A 19,091-nucleotide genomic window follows, 5' to 3' on the forward strand; every position below is an offset into this window, starting at 1 on the left:
TGGGGATGAGTTTCGGCCGCCCGCTTCCCCCGCTGCAGCGCGCCAGCGCTCATGTGAAACGGCACATGAGGGGGCATGTGGACTTCACAAGTATTCGGCGACAACGTCTCCTCCCCGACAACGCTCCTCCACGAAGCCGCGTAGCTCCGGTGAGCCCTCCAGGCCCGGACCGACGTGCGGTAGGTGGAGGCGCAGCCTCCAGCACCTTCGTCGCGACTCCATGCGGCATTTCGAGATATCCGTGGGCCTCGTCAGTCGCTTTGCGGCGTGTGGGGCCCTCGTCCTCGCCAGCGCGTCGTGCGCCTCGGCGCCGCCACGCACCGTCGGCGGCGTGGCGAGCGTCAGCCCGGCCGCCGGGCGCCCCTGGTCGCCGCCGGCCGGCGCCGGGGCACCGTTCACCCCCGCCGAGCGCGCGGCGTCGCCGCGCGGGGGCGCGCCGCGCGAGGCCAGCGTCCCCGCCGACGTCGCGGGGCGGATCCAGCAGCTGTCGCTGGCCGACGTCGTCGATCTGGCGCTGGGCAACAGCCCGCTCACGCGCACCAGCTGGGCGCAGGCACGCGCCGCGGCGGCGGCGTACGGCTCGGCGAACGGGCGCTTTCTCCCGACCATCACCGGCGACGTGGCCGGCGGGCCGGCGCGCGCCATCTCGGCCAACCCGGCGCGCCTCCCCTCCAACCGCACCACCTGGGTGCCGTCGGTGGCGCTCCAGTACCTCCTGCTCGACTTCGGGGGGCGCGGCGGCGCCGCGCGCGGGGCACGCGAGGCGCTCTTTGCCGCCGATTTCGCCCATAACGCGACCGTGCAGTCGGTGATGCTGCAGACGCAACAGGGGTACTTCGCGTACCAGTCGGCGCGCGGTGTCCTGCTCGCGGCGCTGGCCACGGTCCAGACGGCGCGCGAGAACCTCGCGGCGGCCGATCGCCGCCACGAGGTGGGGCTGGCCACGATCGCCGACGTGCTGCAGGCGCGGACGGCGCTGGCGCAGGCCGAGCTGGCGCAGCAGGGGGCCGACGGGGCGCTGCAGGGGGCGCGCGCGACGCTCGCGCTGGCGATGGGGCTCGAGGCCAACCGTCCCTTCGAGGTCGCCATCGACACCACCCCACTCCCGCTGCGCGAGCTCGGCGAGAGCGTCGACTCGTTGATCGCCCGTGCCGAACGAGACCGTCCCGACCTGGCGGCCGCGCGGGCGCTGGCGCGACAGGGGGAAGCGCAGGTGCAGGTCGCCCGATCCGCGACGCTCCCCAGCCTGACCATGGGAAGCTCGGCCGGGCGCAACTTCTCCAACGCGCCCGCCCTCGAGGGGCAGACCTATGCGCTGTCGTTCGGGGTGCAGATCCCGATCTTCAGCGGGCTCGCGCGGCAGTACGACGTGGTCGTCGCCCGCGAGAACGCGGCCGCCGCACTGGCCCGTGCCGAGCAGGCGCGGTTGCAGGCGGCGGCGCAGGTCTTCACTTCCTACCATGCGCTGCGCACGGCGGCGCAGCGCGTCACCACCTCGGCCAACCTGCTGGCGAGTGCCACGCAGTCCGAGCAGGTGGCGCGCGGGCGGTATGCGGAGGGGGTGGGGAGCATGCTCGACGTGCTGACGGCGCAGGGGGCGCTCGCCGATGCGCGGGCGCAATCGGTCACGGCGCGCTGGACCTGGTATTCGGTGCTCGCACAGCTCGCCCGCGATGCGGGAGCGCTCACTCCGGCGGGGGCCATGGCCCCTCGCGTTTCTCCCGACTCTACCGCTGGATTGCCTCGATGACGTGGTTCGTTTCCCTCGCGCCTGCGGTCGTTCGTTCCCGGTCCGCGACGCTGCTGCTCGCCAGTGCGGCCCTGGTGGCCGTCGGCTGCAAAAAGCCCGCGGCACCCACCCGGCCGCCCGTGGCGGTCACGGTGGCGACGTCGGCGCGTGGCGCGGCGCCGTATGTCGTGACCGCGAACGGGCTGGTCGAGCCGCAGCAGTCGGTGGCGCTGCAATCGCAGGTGGGGGGCGTCCTGCTCGCGGTCCACTTTCGCGAGGGGGACGAGGTGCAGCAGGGGCAGCTGCTCTTCACCATCGACCGGCGTCCGTACGAGGCGGCGCTGCGGCAGGCCGAGGCGGTGTTGGCGCGCGACGTGGCACAGGCGGAGAATGCGAAGCGCGATTCGGCGCGTTTTGCCGCGTTGGTGCAGAAGGACTACGTCACGCGCGCGCAGGCCGACCAGTCGGCGGCCAACGCCACGGCGCTCGCCGCCGTGGTCGATGCCGATCGCGCCGCGGTCGCCAACGCCCGCTTCAACCTCGACAACGCGACGATTCGCGCCCCCATCGCTGGCAAGACGGGGAGCTTGCTCGTGCGCGCCGGCAACCTGGTGCGCCCCGGGGCGGTCCCGCCGCTGGTGGTGATCAACCAGATCCGCCCCATCCTGGTGCGCTTCTCGGTGCCGGAGCGCGAGTTTCCACAGGTGCAACGGTATGCGGGGCAGGGGGCACTCCCGGTGCGTGCCCTCCATTCGGCCAACGATTCGCAGCCGATCGTCGGGCAGCTGAGCTTCGTGGACAACGGGGTCGACACGACCACGGGCACCGTCACGCTCAAGGGGCGCTTCGCCAACGACGACCGGCGGTTGTGGCCCGGGCAGTTCGTGCGTGTGGAGCTGGAGCTGTTCAGCGATTCGAGCGCGGTGCTGGTCCCGAGCCAGGCGGTGCAGGCGGGACAGGACGGGACCTTCGTCTTCACCGTCGATGCGAAGGGGGCGGCGGTGATGAAGCCGGTCGTCGCCGGCCGTCAGGTGGGTAACCAGACCGTCATCGAGCAGGGGCTCGACGCCGGCGAGCGCGTGGTGACCGACGGGCAGGGGAAGTTGGCGCCGGGCTCCAAGGTGAGCATCAAGGCGGCTGGGGGGGCGGCCACCGCCGCTCCCGCCAAGCAGGGCGGGACCCCATGAACTTCACCGCGCTCTTCATCCGTCGTCCGGTCATGACCACGCTGGTCATGATCGCCATCCTCGCCTTCGGGACGATGGCGTATCGGCAGCTGGCGGTGAGCGACCTCCCCAACGTCGACTACCCCACGCTCACCGTCACGGCGTCGCTCCCCGGCGCCAGCCCGGAGACGATGGCCTCCGCGGTGGCGACGCCGCTGGAAAAGCAGTTCACGACGATTGCCGGGATCGACAACATGGTGAGCTCCAGCTCGTTAGGGGCCACGAGCATCACCATCCAGTTCACCCTCGATCGCAGCATCGACGCGGCGGCGCAGGACGTCCAGGCGGCGATCTCCAAGACGCTGCGGGAGCTCCCGCCGGGGATCGTCCCGCCGTCGCTACAGAAGACCAACCCCGCCGACGAGCCGTTCCTCTACCTCAACCTGCGCTCGAAGTCGTTGCCGCTGTCGGCGCTGGACGAGTACGGGCAGACGGTGCTGGGGCAGCGCATCTCGACCATCAGCGGCGTGGCGCAGGTGTCGATCTTCGGGACGCAGAAGTACGCGGCGCGCATCCAGCTCGACCCGCGCGCCCTGGCCTCACGCGGGATCGGGATCGACGAGGTGGCGAGTGCCGTGTCGCAGGGGAACGTGAACCTCCCCACCGGCGTGCTCTGGGGGCCCAACAAGGCCTACACCGTGAGAGCCGACGGGCAGCTGGAGAACGCCGCGCAGTTCGCCGAACTGGTCGTCGCCTATCGCAACGGGAACCCCGTGCGGCTGCGCGACGTGGGGCGCGTGAAGGACGACGTCCAGAACAACCGCGTGGCCGCCTGGTTCAACGACACGCGTTCCGTCACGCTGGCCGTGCAGAAGCAGCCGGGGACCAACACCGTGCAGGTGGCCGAGGCGGTGCATGCGCTCCTCCCCACGCTGCGCGCGCAGATGCCGGAGTCGGTGGAGATCGAGACCTTCTTCGATCGCTCCGAGGGGATTCGCGAGTCGGTGGCCGACGTGAAGTTCACGCTGGTGCTGACGCTCGCGCTCGTCGTGATGGTGATCTTCCTCTTCCTGCGCAACGTGCCGGCGACCGTCATCCCGTCGCTGGCCCTCCCCATGTCGCTGGTCGGGACGTTCGCGGTGATGTGGTCGCTCAAGTACAGCCTCGACAACCTCTCGCTGATGGCGCTCACCCTGGCGGTGGGCTTCGTGGTCGACGACGCCATCGTGATGCTGGAGAACATCGTCCGGCACATCGAGATGGGAAAGAAGCCGATGCAGGCGGCGCTCGACGGCGCCAAGGAGATCGGCTTCACGATCCTGTCGATGACGATCTCACTCACCGCGGTCTTCATCCCGCTGCTGTTCATGAGCGGGATCGTCGGGCGACTCTTCCACGAGTTTGCGGTGACGATCGCGGCGGCCATCCTCGTGTCGGGGTTCGTCTCGCTCACGCTGACGCCGATGCTCTGCGCCCGCTTCCTCAAGGGGGGGCACCACGGCGAGCAGGAACTCCACAACCCGATCTTCGACGCCTTCGAGCGTGGCTACGAAGCGGTGCTGCACTTCTACGAGCGCACGCTGCGCTGGGCGATGGGACATCGCCGCTCGGTGATGGCCTTCTCGCTCGTCACGCTCATTGCGACGGTCGTTCTCTTCCAGATGGTCCCCAAGGGATTCATCCCCAGCGAGGACACCGGGCGCATTCGTGCGTCGACCGAGACGGCGCAGGGGACGTCGTTCACCGACATGGTCGCGCACCAGAAGCTCGCCGCCGATCGCGTGCGCAAGAACCAGTACGTCGATGCGGTGCTGTCGAACATCGGGACGGGGTCGGGCAACTCGACCGGGTTGCCGAACCAGGGGCGCCTCACCGTGCGCCTCAAGCCGCGCGGTGAGCGCCCGAGCGCCGACGAGATGGTGCGCATCCTCGCCAAGGAGACGGCTGACATCCCCGGCATCTCCGTGTACTGGCAGAACACCCCGATCATCCAGCTTGGCGGGCGCACCGCCAAGGCGCTGTACCAGTACACGCTGCAGGGGGCCGACCTCGACGTGCTCTATCCGGCGGCGCAGGCCATGGAAGCCAAGCTACGCACGCTCCCCGCCCTCACCGACATCTCCACCGACCTGCAGATCCGCAACCCGCAGGCGACCATCACCCTCGACCGCGACCATGCCTCACGACTGGGCGTGAGTGCGGAGCAGATCGAGCAGGCGCTGTACAACGCGTACGGGTCGCGGCAGGTCTCGACGATCTACACGCCGAACAACCAGTACTGGGTGATCATGGAGCTCCTCCCGGAGTTCCAGAGCGACCTGAGCGCGCTCGACCTGCTGTACGTGCGGTCGCGCAGTGGCGTGCTCGTGCCGCTCTCCACCGTGGCGCGCGCCGACCGGACGATCGGCCCCCAGCTGGTGAACCACACGGGACAGATCCCGTCGGTCACGCTCTCGTTCAACCTGCGCGAAGGAGCGTCGTTAGGTGAGGCGGTGAACGAGGTGGAGGGGGCGGCGCGCGAACTCCTCCCCGAGGGGATCAGCACCGGCTTCGCCGGTGCGGCGCAGGCGTTCCAGGACACGCAGCGCGGGCTGGGGATGCTCTTCCTGGTCGCGATCTTCGTGATCTACGTGGTGCTCGGGATCCTGTACGAGTCGTTCATCCACCCCATCACGATCCTTTCCGGCATTCCGTTCGCGGCCTTCGGCGCCTTCCTCGCCCTGCTCCTCACCGGGACGGAGCTGAGCGTCTACGCGTGGGTGGGGGTGATCCTCCTGGTGGGGTTGGTGAAGAAGAACGCGATCATGATGATCGACTTTGCGCAGGAGGCCGAGCGCTCCGGCGGGAAGAACGCCTTCGAGGCGATCTTCGAGGCGTGCATGGTGCGCTTCCGCCCCATCAGCATGACGACGATGGCGGCGCTGGTGGGGACGCTGCCCATCGCGTTAGGCGCTGGCGCCGGCGCCGAGTCGCGGCGCCCGCTGGGGATCGCGGTGGTGGGCGGGTTGGCCTTCTCGCAGCTGGTGACCCTGTACGTGACGCCGGTCATCTACACGTACTTCGACGACTTCATGAAGCGCACGCGGCGGCGCGACGAGCCGGTGGAGGAGGGCGTGGCGGCGGAACCGCCGGTGCTTCGCGCGGGAGGCGGGCAGTCGGCGGCGGCGTCGGTGGTGGCGCCGAGGGTGACCTGAGGGGACGGGAGACGGGAGACGGGAGTGCAAACGGCGCCGAGCGGCGCCGTTTGCGTTGCATCTGCTAGGTGAAGTTGTACCACGGGTGGGTGGGTGCGAGCTTCGAGCGGCGCGCCGTGCGCGCCGCCCAACGCTCTTCCCGTCCATCCCGCCCGGGAAGCCCCCAGCCTCCAGACAAGCACCGGGCGCCACGCCGCCGCACTCCGTCTCCCGTCTCCGTCCCTCAGTCCGTCCCCGTCCCGAACTGCTTCGTGTACTTCACCACGAGGGACCGCGAGCGCGGCCGCTCCCAGCTGAAGAACGAGTTGGCCACCTCGCCGTCGTTGAAGACGACAAACAGCCCGGTGCCGGCGGTGTTGAGCCACCCGAAGCGCGCGTTCGCGGTCCAGATCTTCTGCTGATTGTTGAACTGCGTCAGCGACTGGATGAAGATGCGCGGCGTGAAGAAATAGGCGGCCTTGAGCCCCACGAGCGACCGGGTGAAGCTGAAGTCGGGCAACCGGACGTCCTGGTAGTCGAGCAGGAGCGACGACGAGATGTTCGGCCCACTCCGCGCGGTGATCGTCACCGTCCCGCCATTGCGCGTCCCGGTGTAGAACTGCCCGAAGTCGCCGCGCACGATCATCGAGAGATTCGCGCTCGGGTTGGTCTGCCAATCGAGGCCGAGCTGCACCCAGTCATAGCCCCCGATGCCGAGCGAGTCTCCCGGGTTGATCTCGAAGGGCCGCTGCAGTCCCTCGTGGAAGACGTTGACCTCGGGGCCGAAGCGGGCGCCACTCGAGAACTCGATCTCCGTGAAGTCGAGGTGGAACTGCCCGCTCTGATAGAAGTCGTCCAGCCCGTAGTAGCCGCGGTAGTTCACGTGCGGGTTCCACTGCCGGAACCACGACGCCCACTCCGTCTTGCGCACGTAGCGCATGAAGTTGACGTCGTAGAAGCGGTAACCGGCCGGGCGGCTCAGGAACCCGACCTCGGGATTGAAGTCCTCGCCGATCTGCAGGAAGCGCACACTGTTGTTCCAGTCGCGTGTGGTGTACGCCGCGCGCGCGCTGTAGCCCAGTTCGTCACCGCTGCGGTTGGGCGTCTGGGTCGTCGCCCCCCACCAGTCGAGCGTCCACGCATCGCCGAGTCCCACGCGCCCGTCCACCGCAAAGGTCCGGTTGTAGCTGCCGGAGCTGTCGGTGGTCATGCGCTGCACGCCCATCACGCCAATGCGCGAGCGGCGCGACACCTCGCGCAGCGCGCGCAGCACCGTGTACGACTGGCCGGCCAGCGTCCCCCCCGGGGCGTCGTCGGTGAAGATCTGCATCGCGCCGACCGTCGTGCTCCCCACGCGCCCCGTGAGGCGCCCGCCGCCGATGATCGGGACCGGCGTCCCGTTGTCGATCCCGATCTTGCGGCTGAAGAAGAGGTCGACCGCCTGCGGCGTTCCGGCGGAGAAAACGCCGGCGTTCTCGAGGAAGAAGGGACGCTTCTCCGGGAAGAAGAGCGGGAAGCGCGTGAGGTTCGTGCGCTGCTCGTCCACCTCCACCTGGGCGAAGTCGGTGTTGTACGTGAGGTCGAGCGTGAGGCTTGGCGTGAGGCCGTACTTCATGTCGGCCCCCCACTCCACCGGGTACTTCGCCTTCGTCTGCGACACGAAGTCGCGCGTCGCCGATCCCAGTACGTACGGCGTGACGGTCGCCACCCGGCGCACCGGGACCGTGAGCCCTTCCAGCGTCCCCGCGAGCGACATGCGGTACAGGTTGAACTGCCGCGGGACAAACGACCAGAACGACTCCTCGTTCTTGCGGCGAATCATGCGCGCCACGTTGAGCCCCCACGTCTGCACCGCGGCGCCCCCGTACCGCAGCGTCGAGAACGGGATGCGGAACTCGGCGTACCACCCCAGCGAGTCGCTCGTCGTCGCCACCCGCCAGCTGCCATCCCAGTTGAGGTTGAACCCTCCCATCGATCCCGCCTGCATCCGGTTCTGCCCGGATTGCATCACCCCGCCCCCTTCGCCTTCGCGAATGATCTGCCCGTCGTATTCGATCCCCGCGGGGGTGGTGGCGAAGAGGAAGCCGTTCTGCTTGTCGTGGAACGTGTCGAGCATGATGGCCACGTAGTCGCTGTTGGTCAGCGTCACGTCGCGCACCTTCTCACCCGGGACGATCCCCGCGGGCTCGCGGTCGTACAGCCACGCGCCGATGTACAGCGCCTCGCCATCGGTCAGGAAGCGAATCTCGGTGCGTTCGGTGGCCGGCGCCCCCTCGCTCTGCTCGCGCTGCACGAAGCCGCGGAACGGCTCACCGTCCTTCCACTCGGCGTCGTCCAGGCGACCGTCGATCACCGGCGCCTTGGTGATGGTGTGCGCGGCCCCCACTCGGGCGGTCCGCAGCGCGCGGTTGGTGGCGGATGGCGTCACCTCCTGCGCACGGCTGGTGACGGGAATCGCGAGGGCCAGTAGGCAGGAGACGGCGACCGGGGTCAGCCTGACACCGGTCGTGAAGGCGGACAGCTGCATGAAGAAGTCGTGAGGAGGAGAGGAGACGTCCCCGTCCATACGTCGAACGCGGGCGCGGCGCTGCGCTGCGCGACGGTACAACGCGACGGCGAGGCGACGGGGCGAAGCTGCGCCTCGGCACGCCTCATCGGAAGGCACCGCCCCCCGCCGCAGATCGAGTGAACGGAGCGTGCCGGGCGGCGTGCTGGCGCACTACCTTGGGCACGCTTGCGGGGCACCACCATGATCGTCCCCCGCCTTTGAGCCCCGCCTGAGGACCGACGCCCGCTTCGCATGCCCGACGCCGCCCCCCCGCGCCCGTTGACCGACCTGCAGGAACTGGCCCCCGTCGCCCGCGAGCTGGTGGAGCGCGAACTGGAGCGCCGCCTCCCCGATCAGCACACGTCCATCCGCTTCTATCGCGAGTGGAGCGGCGGGTGGCGCGTGCGCGTCGAGATCGGCAGGCCGGCGCGCGGGAAGCTCGATTTCGTCCTCTTCGAGATCGCCCAGGACGCGATCGTCGCCATGCCGCACCCCATCCCCGACGCCTGGCGCGATGCCAGCGGCGTGGAAGCCTCCGATGGGTCGCGGTGGTTCTGGAACGACGAGGGGTTCCCCGAGCGCGTGCCGCCCGCGAGCTGAGCTGGACTTCGCGCTCACCGGCGCGCTCACCGGCGCGCTCACCGGCGCGCTCACCTGTGCGATCATCGGCGCGCGCCCCACAAACTCACCCCCCCAAAACGACACGGTGATTTGACGGCGCGTCGGGGGCGATGCACGTTGCCGCCGCCCGCCCACCCGAGGATCTCCCATGTCGTCACTCCGCTCCCGACGCGCGACGGTTGCCGTCGGCGTCGCGCTCGCCCTTGCCGCCGTGTCGCCGGCCCACGCGCAATCGGCCGGTACTCGGCTTCGCATCGCCGTCACCCTTCCCGCCACCATCCCTGGCGGGATCCCCGGCGGTGCGACCGGGCTGGACGGGCGCCTCGTCGTCGTCTTCTCCGCCGACTCGAGCGCCGAGCCGCGCTTCCAGGTGGGGTACGGCGTCAGCACGCAGCCGGCCTTCGCCATCGACGTCACCGACTGGAAGCCCGGTGACACGCGCGTCATCGATGCCAGCGCCTTCGGCTTTCCGCTCGCCTCGTTAGGTGCGCTGCCGCGCGGGACGTATCGCGTGCAGGCGCTCCTCAACCGCTACGAGACCTTCAGGCGTGGCGACGGCGTCACGGTGTCGCTCCCTCCCGACCAAGGCGAGGGGCAGAAGTGGAACGCCAAGCCCGGCAACCTCTACTCGGTCCCGCGCAGCATCGCCGTCGACCCGGCGCGCGGCGGCGAGTTGCGCCTGACGGTTGACCAGGTGATCCCCGCGATCCCGGCGTTCCAGGAGACGAAGTACGTCAAGCACGTGCGCATCCGCAGCGAGCGCCTGTCGCGCTTCTGGGGACGCGACATGTACCTCGCCGCCTTCGTGACGCTCCCCGAGGGGTTCGAGTCGCACCCGCAGTCGCGGTACCCGCTCGTCATCAACCACGGGCACTTCTCCACCGTCCCCGATAACTGGCGCGAGACCCCGCCCGACCCGAACCTCAAGCCCGACTACAGCGAACGCTTCTCGCTCGCCGGCTACAACCGGATCCAGCAGGAGGAGTCGTACAGGTTCTTCACCGAGTGGACCGGCCCCGGCTTCCCGCGCGTGCTGCTCGTGCAGATCCAGCACGCCACGCCGTTCTACGACGATTCGTATGCCGTCAACTCGGCCAACAACGGCCCGTATGGCGACGCGATCCAGTACGAGCTCATCCCCGAGATCGAGAAGCGCTTTCGTGGCCTGGGGCAGGGGTGGGCGCGCTTCGTCTTCGGCGGCTCGACCGGTGGGTGGGAGTCGATGGCGGTGCAGATGTTCTATCCGGACGAGTACAACGGCGCCTGGATCGCCTGCCCAGACCCGATCGACTTCCGCCACTACACGGTGGTGAACATCTACAGCGACACCAACGCCTACTGGGCCGGTTCGCAGTGGAAGCGCACGCCGCGCCCCGGGCACCGCAACTACCTGGGCCACGTGGACGCGACGCTCGAGGAGATGAACCGGTACGAATACTTGTTAGGCACCAAGGCGCGGTCGGGCGACCAGTGGGACGTGTGGGAGAGCGTCTACTCGCCCGTGGGCCCCGACGGATATCCCCGCCGCATCTGGGACCGCCTGAGCGGAAAGATCGACCCCGTCACGGCGAAGTTCTGGCGCGACAACTACGACCTCTCCTACATCCTGCAGCGCGATTGGGCCACGTTAGGCCCCAAGCTCCGCGGCAAGCTGCGCATCTTCGTGGGCGACATGGACAACTACTACCTCAACAACGCGGTCTACGAGGTGGAGAAGTTCCTCAAGACGAAGCCCGAGGCCGAGGCGGTCGTGGACTATGGCGACCGCGACGAACACTGCTGGAACGGTGACCACACCCGCAGCAACGCCTACTCGCGGCTGCGCTATCCACAGATGGTGCTCCCGTGGGCCGTCGAACGCATGCTGCGCACGGCGCCGGCAGGGGCCGACCTGCGCAGCTGGCGGTACTGAGGGGCGGCGCAGCCGGACGGGCCGGCGACGAGGGGTCGTACGACGAGGGGTCACTCCGCGACCCCTCGTCTTTTTGTTTCCTTTGCGAGTCGGGGAGACGTAAACGATTGACCTGCAATGCTTTCGAAATCCTTGCACGCTCGGGGCGTTGCGCCCGCAACGCACTGCGTTTCATGAACGCCACATGAACCTCACGTGAACAGTCGATGAAATGGGGGAGAACGGGCACAATCGGCCGATTTCCGCTTGGCCCCGCGATTGCCCTTTCCTTCCGGGCGATCTGTGCGCTGGCGCACAGCGCGACCGTGACGCGCGACCAGTTCACCGAGCGAGCCGCCGGCCGGGTTCCCCCCAACTCCTCCACGTCCGATGAGGCCCCCCGTGAGATCCACCTCTCGTCGTTTCACATCGGCCCTCGGCGCCCTCGCCGCCGCCGTGCTCGCCGCATGCGACAACCAGGCGATGACCGAGCCTGTGCGCGCCGAGGAGCCGCTGGCCGCCGTGTGGTCCTCGAACACGACGCCGCCGGCGTCGATGGTCGAACTCGGCGACATGATCTTCAGCGACCAGAACCTCTCGCTGCGCCGCAACCAGTCGTGCGCGTCCTGTCACGACGCGCGATTCGGCTTCACGGCCCCCTCCAGCACGGTCAACGCGCACGGCGCGGTCATGGCCGGCTCCGTCCCCACGCGCTTCGGCAACCGTCGTCCGCCGAGCGCGGCGTATGCGGCGTTCAGCCCCGTGCTCTTCTTCGATGACGCAGACGGCGCGTGGGTCGGCGGCAACTTCTGGGATGGGCGCGCCACCGGCGCGCGCCTCGGAAATCCGGCGGCCGAGCAGGCGCTGGGTCCCTTCCTCAATCCGGTCGAGATGGCCCTCCCGGACGCGGCGTGCGTCGTCTATCGCATCTCGCAGTCGCGGTACGCCGCGCTCTGGCGCGCCAGCTGGGGCAACTCCATCGGTTCGATCAACTTCCCGGCGGCCTCCCGCATGGCCGAGCTGTGCGGGCGAGAGGGGACGACCGTTCCCCTGTCGGCAACCGATCGGCAGCAACTCATGAAGGAGTACGATCGCGTGGGGTACTCGATCGCCGCCTTCGAGGCGTCGTCACGCGTGAGCCCCTTCAACTCCAAGTTCGACCAGGTGATGCGTGGCACCGCGCGTTTCACGCAGGACGAGATGGCCGGGTTGGCACTCTACAACGGGAAAGCAAACTGCGCCGCCTGTCACCCCATCGACGGCCAGCGCGCGATGCTGACCGACTTCACCTTCGACAACCTCGGTGTGCCGGCCAATCCCGAGAACCCGGCGACCCTCGCGGGCGGCTTCCGCGACTTCGGGCTCGGTGGTTTCCTGCGCGACGGCGACTTCTACGGTGCGCAGAAGGTCCCCACGCTGCGCAATCTCGACAAGCGCCCCTCGCCGGTGATGGTGAAGTCGTTCATGCACAACGGCGTCTTCAAGTCAATCGAGCAGGTCGTGCACTTCTACAACACCCGCGACGTCCTCCCGCGATGCGCCACAGGGATCGGGCCCAGCGATCCCCGCTTCGGCGTGACGTGCTGGCCCCGGCCGGAAGTCGCGGACAACGTCAACGGCGACGAACTCGGCAACCTGGGGCTGACGCCGGTCGAGGAGCGCATGCTCGTGCGATTCCTGCGCACGCTGAACGACAGGTAGTGGGGTACTGAATCGACGCGAGGAGGGGACGCAGGTTCCGGCTCTGGCCGGGGCGCGCGTCCCCTCTTCCGCGTTCACGCCACGCCGGCGATTCCGGCGTTCCCGCGCGAGATGTCGCTGGCTCCCTCGCCCGGGGCGCACGGTCGCGTCGTCGTCGCCGTCGTGAAGCCGATCTCGGCAACGATCGGTTGCCGGTCATCCGGGTGCGCGTCGACGGCACTCACGGTCACGGGTCGCGAACCGACGCACGCTCCGCGCGCGCCTTGATCCCCAGCAGCATCCCGCGCTCCATGATGAAGTGCGCCGGCTCCAGGAGGTAGAACCCTAACGCGGCCAGCGGAATCGCCGCGAACGATGGGCGTCCCGGACCGCGCGTGTGCACGAGCAAGCGGGACGTGGCGCTGTCGACCGGGACGACGACAAATCGCCCCCATTGGTCCAGCGTCATCGACCGCGGCGGATCCCACTCCGTGATACGCCACCCCAGCTCGGTGCCGAAGCGTCCCCCCAGGTAGTCCGGCTGCGTGGCGCGCACGAGGTCGCCCACTTGTCGCGACTGCCACGTCGGGACGAGCGAATCCACGTTATGCACCTCGTCGCCAAAGGCGCGCTCGAGCCAGTCGTAGCTGTAGAAACCGGCCCGGTCCTGCCCCAACTGCGCCAGCCACGGCCAGACACGGTCGGCCGGCGCGTGCACGGTCACGCCATGGTCCACGCGATACGCGGGAGCCTCCTCGAAGGGCGTGGCAGGTGCAACGCGCACCGCCCGTTCGCTCGCCGTCGTCCCCCACGCCATGTGCCACGGGCGCGCGACGATCAGGACCGCGGTAACGGCGAGCGCGCCGTACGCCACGCCGGCGCCGAGTCGGTCGCGCAGCCGGGGGCGGTCCAGGACGATCGGGTAGTCGCCGGTGGTGAAGGTCGGCGTGTGGATCTCGGGGTGCGTGCAACGCGCCCACCAGCGCACGAGGGCACAGAAGGCCAAGCCGATCGCCAGCCCCAACAACGACCACAGGCCGATCCCCGCCAGCCGCAAGAGACCGGCGGAGGCGAAGGTGGCGGCGAAGGTCACGACCTCGGCGCGACGTCGCAGGCGCTCGACGCCGAAAATCGCACACGCGGCGAAGAGGAATCCCCCCATGGACACGAGCCACAGCGGGGTGACGATCCACGGCGACGCACGACCGGCCGCCCACATCCCGGCCCCGGCGTGCGCCAGGGCGTGCAGCAGGAGGAAGCCGGCCAGGAGAAGCGGACGCATGATCCCCAGCGTCGCTGGTGGCAGGGAGGCTGTCAATGGCGTCGCACCCGAGGCGGCCCGACACGACACAGGGGGCGAACCCGAAGGTTCACCCCCTGTGCGCCCGAAGCGATGACGGCTTGGTCCAACGCTTCAGCGTGCCAGCACTTCGTTGCCACCAGGTACAACCGAGAGACATGTCAGGGACATACTCTGGGGAGGGGCTGTACCGAGGATTGCCGCCGTGGCGGGAAACTGTCGACGGTGTTCGTCGCGCGCCAGCCGGATACCTGACTTTGTTGAGAGCATTTACAATCGACTTAACGTCGGCCCGGTTTCGGCATCAAATGGGGTGAGGCATTCACACACCCTATCGCCCGGACGCAGACGCGCCGGCGATCGTATTCGGAGGCAATATGACACGCACCACTCGCCACATCAGCGCCGCTGCGGCTGCGCTCACCCTTCTCGTGTCGGCCGGCGTTCAGGCGCAGACCGCCGATAGCACTCAACCCCCTCCGGCTCGCGGCATGCGCGGCGGGATGGGCCCACGCATGGCGCCCGGTGGCGACGTCGGCCCCGGCCAGGGCGGCGGGATGCGCGGCATGCAGCAGGGACGTCGCGGTGGCGGCATGCGCCAGGGAGCGCCCGGACGGCGTGTCGGCGGCCAGTTTGGCCCGGGACGTGGGGCCTTCCTCCGCGGGATCACCCTCTCGACCGACCAGGAGAAGGCGCTGCGCGCGACGCAGGCCAAGCACCTGCTCGAGACCAAGCCGCTGATGCTCGAGATGCTCTCCGCTCGGACCGACGAGCAGCTCGCGCGGCTCAACGGTGACCAGAAGGCGCTCGACGCCGCGTCGGCGCGCGTGACGGCCACGCGCACGAGGCTCGATACGCTCCGCACCAAGCGGTCGCCGATCGAGACGCTGCGCTCGGTCCTCACCCCCGATCAGCAGAAGATTCTCGACAAGAACCTGGCCGAGGGGCCGCAGAACCGGATGGGGCGTGCGGGGCAGGGCGGGCAGGGGATGCGCGGCTTCCGTGACGGGGCCGGCCCGCGTGGCTTCCGCGGTGGTCCGCCGCCGCGCCGCCCGGCGGGCGACGACGTCGAGCCGAACGACGAGCGGTAAGCACCGACGCTGACGGACGAGGGCGGGGCCACACCGAGCATCGGGTGGCCCCGCACTTTTTCCCCGTTGGCCGGATATGCTTGGACACGATGAACGCTCCCTCCCGCTGGCGTCGATGGCTCTCCCCGTGGAACCTGTTCACCCTCGCGGTGCTGGTGTGGGCTGCCCCACGCCTCCTCCCGCATCTGGGGGCGGTGGCTGGCGTTCGGTCCGGCGGGAACGCGCGCCCGTCGTATCGGGTCGCCACCCTCGCCGGCGATACGCTCGGGTCTGAGTCGCTGCGCGGACAGGTCGTCCTCGTGAACTTCTGGGCGACCTGGTGTGGGCCCTGCCGTGTTGAGATGCCGCTGCTGGAACGGATGTACGTGCGGCACCGCGATCGTGGCTTCGTCCTCCTGGGGCTGAGCGTCGATCGGGGGGGCGAGCAGGCGGTACGCGACTACGTGCGCTCACGCGGGGTGACGTACCCGGTCGCCGTCGTGGGCGCGCGCGAGGAGGGCGCATTCGGCGGGGTGCGTGGCTATCCCACGTCGTACCTGCTGGATCGAAACGGCGTGGTGCGCCACGTGGTCATCGGCCCGCTGGCCCCCGCGACGCTCGAACTGGCGGTCCGTCGGCTGCTCGACGAGCCGGCGCCCACCGGTCGCTGAGTCGCGTCGGGGATCGGTGAATCGCCGCCGGCGGGCGCGGTGCGCCCCGCCGGCCTAACGAACGCCGACGGCCCCGTTGGCCGTCAGGACCGGAGTGGCGGCAGGCGAACGCACCCAGGCCAGGAAGCGCGCGGTCGCCCCGGACGGGACGGCCGCGGCCACGAGGTACGAATCGCGCACCAGGGGGTAGCGCCCCGAGGCCACCGCCTCGGGCGTCGGCTCCACGCCATCGAGCGCCAGCGCGCGAAGCCGTGCACCACCTTGCCGCACCACCGTGGCCGTCGTGATCCCGATCGCCCCCGGCGACGCGAGGAGGGCCCGCTGCATGGCGTCGGTGTCGGCGACGATCGCCACGTGCGGCGCCATCGGTGCGCTCGTCAGGCACGCGACGCCGCGGCGGAGCACCTCCATGTCCACCTCCGACTCCGCCCGCGCCACGACCGACATGGCCACGGGTTCCTCGCGCCCGGTGACCGTGCGCCAGGCTGGCGGGCCACCGGTGAAGACGGCGCACAGCTGCGTGGCGCTGATCGCTCGCGCCGGCGCCCCTGCATTCACGCCGATGACGACGGCGGTCGTCGCCACTCGATGCGGGGTGAAGCCCTCGCGGACGAGGGCGGCGGTGTCGAGCCCGTGGCTCGCGAGGGCGATGTCGATGCGCCCCTCGCGCAGCGCCGCCAGGCGCGCCCCGCTCCCCATCCCCTTCCCGATCACGATCACCGTCGCCGGGTGCTCGCGCTGATACGCCTCGGCCAGGGCGGCGACGAGTGGCAGCACCCCGTTGGAGCCGTCCACGCGCACGGTGTCAAAAGCGACTGATGGGGGCGGCCCGGCGGCCGCGGCATCGAGCCCCCTCGCGGAAAGGACGGCGACTCCGGCGAGTGCCAGCAGGAACGGTGACGAGAAGGGGAGCCGGGGCACGGACGTGTAGGCGCGAGGGAGGTGAGGGGAGGTCCGCCGGAGGATGCGTGCTCGCCCCCGTGGTCGCAACGGTGCGGGTGCCTGCTCCGTAGCTTGCGAGCAACTCACCCCAACCCCGGACCCCCATGCGTCGCCTGCGCCTCGCGTGCGCCCTCCTCGTCGCCCCGGTCGTCGTCGCCACCCCCGCGGTCGCACAGCCAGCGGCCGCCGTCTCGCTGGACCGCCTCACGCACTACCCGTTTCCCTCCGAGCTGAACGCCGCGGCACGCGCCAATCGGATGGTCTGGGCGTTCAACGAGGCCGGGGTCCGCAACCTGTACGTGGCCGAGGGGCCCGACTTCACCCCGCGTCGCCTGACCAACTACACGCAGGATGACGGGCAGGAGCTCACCTCGGTGCAGCTGACGGCCGACGGCCGCTACGTGGTCTACGTGCGCGGCGGTGACCACGGCTCCAACTTCGACGACGCGCTCCCGGTCAACCCGCTGGGGACGTTGCAGCCGGTGCGCGTGCAACTGTGGAGCATCCCGTTCGAGGGGGGCGAGCCCCGGTCCCTGGGCGAGGGGGACTCGCCGGCCGTGTCGCCCAAGGGCGACGTCGTCGCCTTCGAACGCGACAACCAGGTCTGGTCGGTCCCGATCGACGGCTCGAAGCCGGCGGCCCGCCTCTTCACGGCGCGCGGAAGCAACGGTGATCCGCAGTGGTGTCCCGATGGGGATCACCTCGCCTTCGTTTCCAATCGTGGCGACCACGCCTACATCGGGATCTACCACGGCCCCGAGTCGCCCCTCACGTACGTGTCGCCCTCCACCAACCGCGACGGGTCGCCACGCTGGTCGCCCGACGGCACGCGCATCGTCTTCGTGCGCCGCCCGGGCGCAGGCGGCCCGGCGCAGAACATCCTCGAGCAGCGCCCGACGGCCTGGTCACTCTACACCGCCGATGCCGGCACGGGCGATGCGCGACTGCTCTGGACGTCGCCCAACACGCTGCGCGGCTCCGTCCCCAATACGCATGGCGGGACGAACCTGCATTGGGCGGCGGGAGGGCGCATCGTCTTCCTCTCCTACATGGATGGGTGGCCGCACCTCTATTCGATCGCCGAGACGGGCGGGACGCCGCTCCTCCTCACGCCGGGGAACTACATGGCGGAGTACATCCGCCTCTCGCCGGACGGGAAGACGCTGGTCTTCGCGGGTAACACGGGCCCCTCGCCCGACGACCTGCACCGCCGGCACGTGGTCGCTGTCCCGGTGGACCGTGCCGCCCCGCGCGTGCTCACCCCGGGGGCAGGGCTCGAATGGACGCCGATCATCCTCGGCGACGGCGCGACGGTCGCCTACATCGCCGCCACGGCGCAGCGTCCCCCGCTTCCCACGGTCGCCCCGTTAGGCGGTGGCAGCGCGCGCACCCTCGCGGCCGATCGCGTCCCGGCCGACTTCCCCAGCGCCCGGCTCGTGACCCCGAAGGCGGTGACCTACACGGCGGAAGATGGCCTCGTCGTGCAGGCCCAACTGTTCGATGCCGCCCCGGTCGCTCGCGGGGGCGCGGCGACGCGTCGCCCGGCCATCGTCTACGTGCACGGCGGCCCGCCGCGCCAGATGCTGCTCGGCTGGCACTACTCCGATTACTACACCAACGCGTACGCGATGAACCAGTACCTCGCCTCCAAGGGGTACGTGGTGCTGTCGGTCAACTATCGCCTGGGGATCGGCTACGGCTACGAGTTCCACCAGCCACCGGCGGCCGGGGCGCGCGGCGCCGCCGAGTACCTGGACGTGAAGGCGGCGGCGCTGTACCTGCGCACCCTGCCGCAGGTCGACTCCACGAAGATCGGGATCTACGGCGGCTCGTACGGCGGCTACCTCACGGCGCTGGCGTTAGGCAGGAACTCCGACCTCTTTGCCGCGGGGGTCGACATTCACGGCGTGCACGACATGTCGGCGTCGGCCTCCGGGGCCGGCGCGGCGTTGCAGGCCGCGATGGGCGGCGGCTCGCGCTTCGAGCCCACCGACCGCGACAAGGCGCTCGAGGTGGCCTGGCAGTCGTCGCCGGTGTCGGCGGTGAAGGGCTGGCGCTCCCCTGTCCTGCTCATCCACGGCGACGACGATCGCAACGTCCGCTTCTCGCAGACGGTCGACCTCGCGCGCCGCCTCGCGATGCAGGGGGTCGACTACGAAGAGATGGTCATCGTCGACGACACGCACCACTGGATGCGCCACGCCAACCAGCGTCGCGTGAATGCCGCCATCGCCGCCTACTTCGACCGCAAGCTGAAGGGCGCGGTGCAGTAGCCGAACGCCGAGGGGAGGTCGCGAGAT

13 protein-coding genes are annotated in these 19,091 nt (G+C 69.8%); 9 read left to right on the forward strand and 4 right to left on the reverse strand.

The window, feature by feature from the left end; translation table 11 throughout:
* The first annotated feature begins 241 nt into the window (after positions 1–241).
* From IPN47_19585 to IPN47_19595, 3 genes are read left to right on the forward strand one after another with little or no spacing between them, the layout of a single operon-like run.
* Positions 242–1,750: a TolC family protein gene (locus IPN47_19585; protein ID MBK9410203.1), complete on the forward strand. Its 1,509-nt coding sequence runs from the start codon at positions 242–244 to the stop codon at positions 1,748–1,750.
* Complete coding sequence (locus tag IPN47_19590) at positions 1,747–2,916, forward strand: efflux RND transporter periplasmic adaptor subunit (GenBank protein ID MBK9410204.1); 1,170 nt, start codon at positions 1,747–1,749, stop codon at positions 2,914–2,916. Before IPN47_19585 ends, IPN47_19590 begins: the two co-directional genes overlap by 4 nt.
* Entirely contained in the window at positions 2,913–6,089 is a 3,177-nt protein-coding gene (locus IPN47_19595; GenBank protein ID MBK9410205.1) for an efflux RND transporter permease subunit, read from the forward strand. Before IPN47_19590 ends, IPN47_19595 begins: the two co-directional genes overlap by 4 nt.
* 223 nt (positions 6,090–6,312) lie before the next feature.
* Here the strand turns inward: IPN47_19595 and IPN47_19600 are convergent, their stop codons facing one another.
* Complete coding sequence (locus tag IPN47_19600) at positions 6,313–8,595, reverse strand: carbohydrate binding family 9 domain-containing protein (protein MBK9410206.1); 2,283 nt, start codon at positions 8,593–8,595, stop codon at positions 6,313–6,315.
* Between the two features lie 273 nt (positions 8,596–8,868).
* On the opposite strand from IPN47_19600, the gene IPN47_19605 reads away from it, so the two are divergent.
* The 3 genes from IPN47_19605 to IPN47_19615 all read left to right on the forward strand — a co-directional run bounded on the left by IPN47_19605 (position 8,869) and on the right by IPN47_19615 (position 12,829).
* Complete coding sequence (locus IPN47_19605) at positions 8,869–9,216, forward strand: hypothetical protein (protein ID MBK9410207.1); 348 nt, start codon at positions 8,869–8,871, stop codon at positions 9,214–9,216.
* A 169-nt stretch (positions 9,217–9,385) separates the two neighbouring features.
* Positions 9,386–11,149 (forward strand): hypothetical protein, encoded by a 1,764-nt coding sequence (locus IPN47_19610; GenBank protein MBK9410208.1) that lies wholly within the window; start codon positions 9,386–9,388, stop codon positions 11,147–11,149.
* A gap of 381 nt (positions 11,150–11,530) precedes the next feature.
* Positions 11,531–12,829, forward strand: coding sequence for a cytochrome C (locus IPN47_19615; protein MBK9410209.1), 1,299 nt, complete (start codon positions 11,531–11,533; stop codon positions 12,827–12,829).
* Positions 12,830–12,903: 74 nt separating this feature from the next.
* On the opposite strand, the gene IPN47_19620 is transcribed toward IPN47_19615, so the two are convergent.
* Positions 12,904–13,053, reverse strand: a complete 150-nt coding sequence (locus tag IPN47_19620) for a hypothetical protein (protein MBK9410210.1) — start codon at positions 13,051–13,053, stop codon at positions 12,904–12,906.
* Positions 13,054–13,055: 2 nt separating this feature from the next.
* A complete protein-coding gene (locus IPN47_19625; protein ID MBK9410211.1) occupies positions 13,056–14,090 on the reverse strand; it encodes a hypothetical protein in 1,035 nt (344 codons plus the stop codon).
* Between the two features lie 395 nt (positions 14,091–14,485).
* On the opposite strand from IPN47_19625, the gene IPN47_19630 reads away from it, so the two are divergent.
* Complete coding sequence (locus IPN47_19630) at positions 14,486–15,199, forward strand: hypothetical protein (GenBank protein ID MBK9410212.1); 714 nt, start codon at positions 14,486–14,488, stop codon at positions 15,197–15,199.
* A gap of 89 nt (positions 15,200–15,288) precedes the next feature.
* Positions 15,289–15,849 (forward strand): TlpA family protein disulfide reductase, encoded by a 561-nt coding sequence (locus IPN47_19635; GenBank protein ID MBK9410213.1) that lies wholly within the window; start codon positions 15,289–15,291, stop codon positions 15,847–15,849.
* A 54-nt stretch (positions 15,850–15,903) separates the two neighbouring features.
* On the opposite strand, the gene IPN47_19640 is transcribed toward IPN47_19635, so the two are convergent.
* Positions 15,904–16,770, reverse strand: coding sequence for a substrate-binding domain-containing protein (locus IPN47_19640; protein ID MBK9410214.1), 867 nt, complete (start codon positions 16,768–16,770; stop codon positions 15,904–15,906).
* 125 nt (positions 16,771–16,895) lie between these two features.
* Between IPN47_19640 and IPN47_19645 the strand changes: the two genes are divergently transcribed.
* On the forward strand, positions 16,896–19,064 hold the full coding sequence (locus IPN47_19645; protein MBK9410215.1) for a S9 family peptidase: 2,169 nt from the start codon (positions 16,896–16,898) through the stop codon (positions 19,062–19,064).
* Positions 19,065–19,091 lie beyond the last annotated feature (27 nt).

Source organism: Gemmatimonadota bacterium (assembly GCA_016719105.1).
In the GTDB taxonomy this organism is placed as follows: domain Bacteria; phylum Gemmatimonadota; class Gemmatimonadetes; order Gemmatimonadales; family Gemmatimonadaceae; genus SCN-70-22.

Excerpts from the sequence above, each read along its gene's own strand:
- IPN47_19590 (MBK9410204.1), top strand. The coding sequence starts at position 1,747 with ATGACGTGGTTCGTTTCCCTCGCGCCTGCGGTCGTTCGTTCCCGGTCC.
- IPN47_19595 (MBK9410205.1), top strand. The coding sequence starts at position 2,913 with ATGAACTTCACCGCGCTCTTCATCCGTCGTCCGGTCATGACCACGCTG.
- IPN47_19600 (MBK9410206.1), bottom strand. The coding sequence starts at position 8,595 with ATGCAGCTGTCCGCCTTCACGACCGGTGTCAGGCTGACCCCGGTCGCC.
- IPN47_19605 (MBK9410207.1), top strand. The coding sequence starts at position 8,869 with ATGCCCGACGCCGCCCCCCCGCGCCCGTTGACCGACCTGCAGGAACTG.
- IPN47_19610 (MBK9410208.1), top strand. The coding sequence starts at position 9,386 with ATGTCGTCACTCCGCTCCCGACGCGCGACGGTTGCCGTCGGCGTCGCG.
- IPN47_19625 (MBK9410211.1), bottom strand. The coding sequence starts at position 14,090 with ATGCGTCCGCTTCTCCTGGCCGGCTTCCTCCTGCTGCACGCCCTGGCG.
- IPN47_19630 (MBK9410212.1), top strand. The coding sequence starts at position 14,486 with ATGACACGCACCACTCGCCACATCAGCGCCGCTGCGGCTGCGCTCACC.
- IPN47_19635 (MBK9410213.1), top strand. The coding sequence starts at position 15,289 with ATGAACGCTCCCTCCCGCTGGCGTCGATGGCTCTCCCCGTGGAACCTG.
- IPN47_19645 (MBK9410215.1), top strand. The coding sequence starts at position 16,896 with ATGCGTCGCCTGCGCCTCGCGTGCGCCCTCCTCGTCGCCCCGGTCGTC.